Genomic DNA, 4,810 nt, shown 5'->3' with positions numbered 1-4,810 from the left:
GAAGAATATCCCGCTCTTTCTAGTGTCCGGCATTTTCAGGCCAAATCAATTGTTCTTTAAATGGTATGGAGGTTTCTACCGCAATATGCTAAATTGTATCACCTGGTTTTTTGTCCAAAATAAAGAAAGTGTAAACCTGCTTAAGCAAATCGGCTTACAAAATGTGGAATTGAGTGGAGACACCCGTTTTGACCGGGTTTACGAAAATGCGGAAGCTGTTAAATCCCTGCCCCTGATCGAGGAATTTATTTCCCGTGCCCCTGTCCTGCTGGCCGGCAGTACCTGGCCGGCCGACGAAAACCTGCTGGCCAATCTTACCATAGCAAATCCCAACTGGAAACTTATACTGGCACCTCATGAAATTGGAGCTGATCATATCCGACAAATAGAAAAACTATTCCCTTCGGCCATCCGATATTCTGCCTTACAGACCTCTTTAATGGATAATCAAGTGCTGATCATAGACAATATTGGCCTTTTATCTTCACTTTATCAATATGGTACTATCGCTTATATTGGTGGCGGATTTGGGACGGGTATACACAATACGCTGGAAGCTGCCGCTTTTGGTTTACCGGTTATCTTTGGTCCCAGGTACGAGAAATTTCAGGAAGCCAAAGACCTGGTTGCAAGAAAAGCAGCCATCAGTATCCATAACGAAGAGGAGCTGAAAAATGCCTTTGAACATTTCTCCGGCCAGCCAGCCTTCGGGCAAATTGCAAAAGACTACGTGAAAGAGAAAAAAGGTGCCACTGCAGGTATTCTGAAAGAAATCAGCAAATATCTGAACTAGTTTTTAGCCAGCTCCACCAAAGCTTTAATAAATTTAGGATGGTCATTCAAACTTTCCACCAGTTGAACATGTTCTCCGCCCAATGCCTTAAACTCTTCATGATATTCTACTGTGATCTCATACAAAGTTTCCAGGCAATCTGCAACAAAAGCAGGGCTAAAGACCAGCAGGCGTTTCTTGCCTTCAGCAGCCAGTTTCTTTAACACGTCAGTAGTGTAAGGCTGTACCCAAGGTTCTTTCCCTAAACGGGACTGAAAACAAACCGTATAGTTCTCTCTGGCTATATTTAGTTTTTGAGCGATCAGCTTTGCTGTATCATGCCCTTGAGCAGAATAGCAATATTTATTGGTATCATTTAATGTCTCACAGCAATTGTCCTTTTTCAAACAATAGCTTCCTGTATGGTCACATTTCAACAACTGCCGCTCTGGAAGCCCGTGAAAACTGAACAAAATATGATCATAAGTTTCAGGCTGATATTTCTTCGCATTTTCAGCAAAAGCCTCTAATACAAGTTCATTGTTATGGAAGGAGCTGACAAAGGATACCGGGGGCACCGTGGGCCATTTACCAAGGATTTCCATCACACTTTGTATCACAGATCCGGTACTGGCTGATGCATATTGCGGAAACATCGGGATGACCCGGATGTCTTCCACCAAATTGGCTTTCATTTTCTCCAGGGCGGAAGCTATAGAAGGATTCTGGTAACGCATAGCCAGTTCCACCTGATAATCTGGTCCAAGCTGGTCCTGCAACAGGGCGGCCTGGATCTTACTGAAATACAGTAAAGGAGATCCATTCTCGTCCCAGATTTCTTTATAGAGTTTAGATGTTTTAGGGCTTCGGAAAGGAACAATAACTCCTTTAACCAAAAGTGTTCTGTTGAAAGCGGGAATGTCGATCACCCGTTCATCCATTAGAAACTGATCAAGATATCTACGAACATCTTTAACTTCCGGACTGTCTGGAGTCCCTAAATTCACTAATAATATACCCTTTTTTCCCATAAATTGCCCAAAAATAACGAATCAACGCGTTATAATGCCTAATCTGTTTTCCGAAAACTAATAATTACTTTTTAATGATGAAGAAGAAATGCTTTCACCTGCTCCATCAGCCACATTGGTGTTGAAGTTGCCCCACAAATCCCAACCCTGTCATTCGGATTAAACCAGGATAAATCTATTTCCTCTACATTGGAGATAAAGTAAGAGTTGTCGTTGTATTTTTTGCAAACATCATACAATACCTTGCCATTGGACGACTTTTTTCCAGAGACAAAGATGATCTTATCAAAATTAACCACAAACTTTTCCAGGTCGCCGTAGCGGTTAGATACCTGCCTGCAAATCGTATCATTAGCTTTAACTTCATACCCCCTGCTCAACAACTGGTCTTTGATGTGATAAAATTTATCTGTGCTTTTGGTCGTCTGACTATACAGGGTAAATGACGATGGCAGATTCATATCATCGAGTTCTGACAGGTCCTGAAATACAATGGCCTGACCATCCGTTTGCCCTTGTAAACCAATAACCTCGGCATGGCCGTGTTTTCCAAAAATAAGAATAGGCTCTCCCTCATCATGAGAGTTCTTGATCCGGTTCTGTAATTTTAAAACTACCGGGCACGAAGCATCTATCAGGATCAGTTCATTTTTCAGAGCCAGTTCATAGGTGGAAGGCGCCTCACCATGTGCACGAACCAATACCTTCTCGTTTTTAAGCGATTTGAGCTGTTCGTGATCAATGATCCGCAATCCCTTATCGGTTAGCCTCCTGACCTCTTCGTCGTTATGAACAATATCTCCCAGGCAATATAGATAATCTTCATGATCCAGTATATCCTCTGCCATTTCAATAGCATAGACCACGCCGAAACAGAATCCAGAATCTTTATCTATAGTAACCGTTAAATTATAGGACATATTTTCTCTTTCTTTCTGCAAAAATACATAAAAACCAGTAGCCTTTATAGTGCAATTTTTGACTGCTGTTTCAGCGCATGGTCATAATGCTTATTATATTCGCTTTTAAGCAATTGCAAACTCACATACTCTTCAGCTTCCCAATCTTTAAGATAAGTTCTCATCTGAGGCTTGCGCTGGTTAAAGTAATCACATAAAGTTGCGGAGAAAACCACTTGAAATTTCTTTTTGGAAGCGTTGAGCACCTGCATAATCCCTTTTTCAAAAGTGATGCTGCCTACATGACCCGAATGCAATTTACCTTGTGGAAACAACAGGACCAGGTTCAAAGGATCATCCAGCAAACGCCCTGCATACAGTAACGTCTCTACCACATCTTTACCTTTTTGTTCCGGGGCAAAGCCACCAAAATACTTTAAGAACCATTGCTTTTTATAATCCTCACCGGTTACCAGTACATGAAACTGCTTCTTAAATACCTTTTTATTTAGGTAAACCATAACAAAACCATCCCACCAGCTAAAATGATTAGACAGCAAAAGAATAGCCTCTTCTTCTTTGACATGGAGGTCTGTGGTGTAAATGTAAGAAGAGAAATCCCTTTTAAAGAGATAATCGATATACCAGGAAAAGACCTGCTGAACAATTGAATTCTTACGCGGCTGGTGCATCCTCTAAAGTGCAAAAAAACAGCCAGAAAAACAAATGCCTAACTCAGGTACACACAGTCTTCCTGTCCGTCTACATCCAGAATCACATCTACATGCTCCTTGAGTACTGTAGCCATTTGTAAACCCACAAAATCAGTGGCAATCGGAAAAATCTTATGGCTTCTGTCTACCAGCACAACGGTGCGGATCTTTTTATGGGGGGTATTTAAAAACACACCTAATCCGTATGCCAGTGTCTTACCACTATTCAGCACATCATCCACCAATATGATCACTTTATTCTTCCACTTCGTTTCATCCAGATCCGTACTGGCCACCAGTTTACTGTTGTTCTTTTCCAGATCAATCCTAAGGATGAGGACCTTCAGATCGGAAATCTTTAACAGAACCTCCTTAAGCCTCAAAGCCAGCTTATAGCCTCTGTCCCATATACCAGCCAGTACAATCTCCTTTTCATTAAGATTGTCTTCCAGGATCTGATAAGCGATCCGGTTGATCTTTTGCTGTATTTGTATTTTATCCAGAACTACTAATTGAGAATCGGCCATTTGTTCATTGTTTGTCCTACAAAAAGAACTATTTTAACGATCATAATCAAATATTTAAAAAATATTTTCTAAAGTTTGCAACGTTTCAATACTTTGTGCGTCTAAATTAAGTAAAACCTAATCGCATGAGAACCTTATACTCTATTAAATCAATCTTGGTCCTGGCGCTGGTCTATTGCTTAAGCACTGTGACCCTTTACGCACAACCGAGTAAGAATTTTTCTGTAAGTAATTTCAATGAGATCACTGTAGCCAGTGGTATCGACCTTTATCTGACGCAGAACGGAACTGAGGCCGTTAAAGTTGTTGCACATGAAGATTTGTTAAAAAATGTAATCGTTGAGAAAAACGGCAATACCCTGACCATCCGGTATAAAGACAATTCAGGATGGGGCAGATTTTTTAAAGGGCAAAGCATCAAGGCTTATGTAAACTTTAAAACATTAACGGCACTTACCGCAAGCGGAGGCAGCGACGTTTTTAGTCAGGCCCCTATAAAAACCGACCGCCTGAATGTAAGGGCTTCCGGTGGTTCTGATCTTAAATTAGATCTTACCACAAGAGATTTCCAGCTCCAGGCCAGTGGTGGTTCTGATGTAACACTCAAAGGCAGTGCAACCAATATGGATATTCAATCGAGCGGAGGAAGCGATATCAAAGCCTATGAATTTAAAGTAGAGAATGCGAAGGTAAGCTCCAGCGGCGGATCAGATGCCAATGTATATGTAACACGTGCGCTTGAAGCAAGTGCCAGCGGAGGCAGTGACATCCACTATAAAGGAGATGCCTCGCTAAGAAATAGCTCCTCTAAAAGCGGAGATGTAACGAAAGTAAATTAAGTTTAGTTTTTAGTTTGTAATCCCTGCCC

The 4,810-nt window shown here is 41.3% G+C and carries 6 protein-coding genes; 2 read left to right on the top strand and 4 right to left on the bottom strand.

Annotation, left to right across the window (positions count from 1 at the left end):
* Positions 1 to 793: 3-deoxy-D-manno-octulosonic acid transferase (locus tag DBR11_RS19905; RefSeq protein ID WP_304594100.1), on the top strand; the 793-nt coding region annotated here is incomplete at its 5' end.
* Here the strand turns inward: DBR11_RS19905 and hemH are convergent.
* The 4 genes from hemH to DBR11_RS19885 form a co-directional block, all read right to left on the bottom strand.
* Positions 790 to 1,803: a ferrochelatase gene (gene hemH / locus DBR11_RS19900; protein ID WP_108554373.1), complete on the bottom strand. Its 1,014-nt coding sequence runs from the start codon at positions 1,801 to 1,803 to the stop codon at positions 790 to 792. The two genes, DBR11_RS19905 and hemH, sit on opposite strands and share 4 nt — an antisense overlap.
* 71 nt (positions 1,804 to 1,874) lie before the next feature.
* Positions 1,875 to 2,723: a 4-hydroxy-3-methylbut-2-enyl diphosphate reductase gene (locus DBR11_RS19895; protein ID WP_108554372.1), complete on the bottom strand. Its 849-nt coding sequence runs from the start codon at positions 2,721 to 2,723 to the stop codon at positions 1,875 to 1,877.
* Between the two features lie 44 nt (positions 2,724 to 2,767).
* A complete protein-coding gene (locus tag DBR11_RS19890) occupies positions 2,768 to 3,394 on the bottom strand; it encodes a 1-acyl-sn-glycerol-3-phosphate acyltransferase (RefSeq protein ID WP_108554371.1) in 627 nt (208 codons plus the stop codon).
* A 38-nt stretch (positions 3,395 to 3,432) separates the two neighbouring features.
* On the bottom strand, positions 3,433 to 3,942 hold the full coding sequence (locus DBR11_RS19885; protein WP_108554370.1) for a phosphoribosyltransferase family protein: 510 nt from the start codon (positions 3,940 to 3,942) through the stop codon (positions 3,433 to 3,435).
* A 125-nt stretch (positions 3,943 to 4,067) separates the two neighbouring features.
* Here DBR11_RS19885 and DBR11_RS19880 point away from each other — a divergent pair, with 125 nt between their 5' ends.
* Positions 4,068 to 4,781, top strand: a complete 714-nt coding sequence (locus tag DBR11_RS19880) for a head GIN domain-containing protein (RefSeq protein WP_108554369.1) — start codon at positions 4,068 to 4,070, stop codon at positions 4,779 to 4,781.
* Positions 4,782 to 4,810 lie beyond the last annotated feature (29 nt).

Source organism: Pedobacter sp. HMWF019 (genome assembly GCF_003061025.1).
Taxonomy (GTDB): domain Bacteria; phylum Bacteroidota; class Bacteroidia; order Sphingobacteriales; family Sphingobacteriaceae; genus Pedobacter.
The sequence above is the reverse complement of the archived record's forward strand: the minus strand, read 5'-3'. Positions and strand labels throughout refer to the sequence as shown.

Coding starts and splice junctions, on each gene's coding strand:
- DBR11_RS19890 (WP_108554371.1), bottom strand. CDS start 3,394: ATGCACCAGCCGCGTAAGAATTCAATTGTTCAGCAGGTCTTTTCCTGG.
- DBR11_RS19895 (WP_108554372.1), bottom strand. CDS start 2,723: ATGTCCTATAATTTAACGGTTACTATAGATAAAGATTCTGGATTCTGT.
- DBR11_RS19885 (WP_108554370.1), bottom strand. CDS start 3,942: ATGGCCGATTCTCAATTAGTAGTTCTGGATAAAATACAAATACAGCAA.
- hemH (WP_108554373.1), bottom strand. CDS start 1,803: ATGGGAAAAAAGGGTATATTATTAGTGAATTTAGGGACTCCAGACAGT.
- DBR11_RS19880 (WP_108554369.1), top strand. CDS start 4,068: ATGAGAACCTTATACTCTATTAAATCAATCTTGGTCCTGGCGCTGGTC.